The 1,736-nt window shown below is 67.1% G+C and carries 1 protein-coding gene and 2 pseudogenes; 2 read left to right on the forward strand and 1 reads right to left on the reverse strand.

Features of this window, described 5'->3' with window-relative positions; genetic code table 11:
* Positions 1-20: 20 nt before the first annotated feature.
* Positions 21-191, reverse strand: a pseudogene (locus GAS53_RS54785) (transposase); the annotation flags it as partial.
* 190 nt (positions 192-381) lie between these two features.
* Here GAS53_RS54785 and GAS53_RS58900 point away from each other — a divergent pair.
* Together GAS53_RS58900 and GAS53_RS54800 are read left to right on the forward strand one after the other, a co-directional pair.
* A protein-coding gene (locus GAS53_RS58900; protein ID WP_450165277.1) for an IS630 family transposase occupies positions 382-1,478 on the forward strand; the annotation gives its coding sequence in 2 pieces (ribosomal slippage) (positions 382-846 and positions 849-1,478; 1,095 coding nt in all).
* A pseudogene (locus GAS53_RS54800) lies at positions 1,475-1,636 on the forward strand (transposase); the annotation flags it as partial. The gene GAS53_RS58900 and the pseudogene GAS53_RS54800, both read left to right, overlap by 4 nt.
* Positions 1,637-1,736 lie beyond the last annotated feature (100 nt).

Here is a 1,736-nt window from a genome sequence, read left to right on the forward strand (position 1 = left end):
TGGCCGCTCTTCCGTGATGACTACGACTGCAGAAGGATGCGGGCTCTCAGCAGGGTGAAGGAGGCCCGGCCGTACATCTGGCGCTTGATCGTCTTGATTCTGTTGGCGTGGCCCTCGACGGCGCCGGAGCTGTAGGACAGGGTGAGGCCAGCGGTGACGGCTGCGAGGTCCTTGCGGACGGAGTCGGCGAAGATTCCGATGGCCTCGGGCCGCTCAGCTCAGCTTTCTGGATCCAGTCACGAAGCAAGTGGCCCTGACGGTGCCCCTCCAACGCGGCCATCAGATACTGACGGACATAGGCCGCCGGACATGCCCTACTGATCTCATCGGGGTGTTGTCGGGGAGGCTGACGAATGGTGATCCCTGCGGTAGGCCGGTGGTATGCGGTACGCACGCGGCGGCGGACTGACCGCCGAGCGACCATGGTTCAGGGAACGGATCCGGTTTGAGGCCGGCGAGCGGTTCGCGCGGGGTGAGAAGAACGCGGCGATCGCGAAAGAACTGCGGGTGAGTGAGCGGTCGGTGGAGCGCTGGCGACGGGCCTGGCGCGAGGGCGGGGCGGCCGCCCTCGCGTCGTCCGTGGGACCTCCGAAACTGCCCAGGCTGGCCGATGGCCAGTTCGCTGAACTGGAGAAGGAGCTGGCCCGGGGCCCGTCCGAGCACGGCTGGGAGGACCAGCGGTGGACCCTGGCAAGAATCCAGGCACTGATCTCATGGCAGTTCCAACTGGACGTCTCGCCGGCGGCGGTGTGGCGGCTGATGCACCGGCACGGCTGGTCCTGGCAGTCGCCCGCCCGCCGGGCGCTGGAGCGCGACGAGTACGCCGTCGGGTTATGGAAGAAGGACGTGTGGCCGCAGGCGGAATGACTGCGGCGGCGCAGGGTGCCTTCCTCGTCTTCGAGGACGAGGCAGGGTTCGGGATGACTGCGGCGCGGGCCCGGACCTGGGGCCGGCGCGGGCAGACGCCGGTGGTGCGGGTGCGTGGCCGGTCCTGGCGCCGCTACTCGATCGCCGCCCTGTGCTGCTACCGGCCCGGCGAGCCCTCCCGGCTGATCTACCGGCCGCGCCGACACCACAAGTACCGCGGCGTGGGACGCAACAGCTTCGCCTGGACCGATTGCCGCGACCTGATCGTCCGCGCGTACATCCAGCTCAAGGCCCCCATCGTCCTCATCTGGGACAATCTCAACACCCACAGGACCGTAGGCATGCGCCAGTACGCCGACGCGCACGACTGGCTCACCATCGTGCAACTGCCGTCCTACGCACCGGACCTGAACCCGGTGGAAGGCGTGTGGTCGCTGCTGCGGCGCGGCCCGCTGGCCAACGTCGCCTTCACCGACGACGACCACCTCGAACGCACTCTCCGCCGCGGCCTACGGCACATCCAACGACGCCCCGATCCGATCGACGGCTGTCTCAGCGAAACCGCACTCGAAATGACCTACCACCCGACAACACCCCGGACAGATCAGTAGGGCGCCGGAGGTGGGTGATCGAACGCACGATGTCGTGGCTGTCCGGCTACCGCAGACTCAGCCCCCGCTACGAACGAAATCCCCGCAACTACCTGGCATTTCTCGGACTCGCCGCAGCCCTGTGCTGTTACAAGAGACTCGTCCGCCTCACCACGTAGGACACGGTCTAATACTGCAACGGTCCTTGTTCTGACTGCTGGGCAGGTGTCATGGGCTGTGTCCGCGTCGTTTGTAGTGGCTGATGCGGGCTTGGTGCTG

Origin of the sequence: Streptomyces albicerus (assembly GCF_008905045.1) — a bacterium.
Lineage (GTDB): Bacteria > Actinomycetota > Actinomycetes > Streptomycetales > Streptomycetaceae > Streptomyces > Streptomyces albicerus.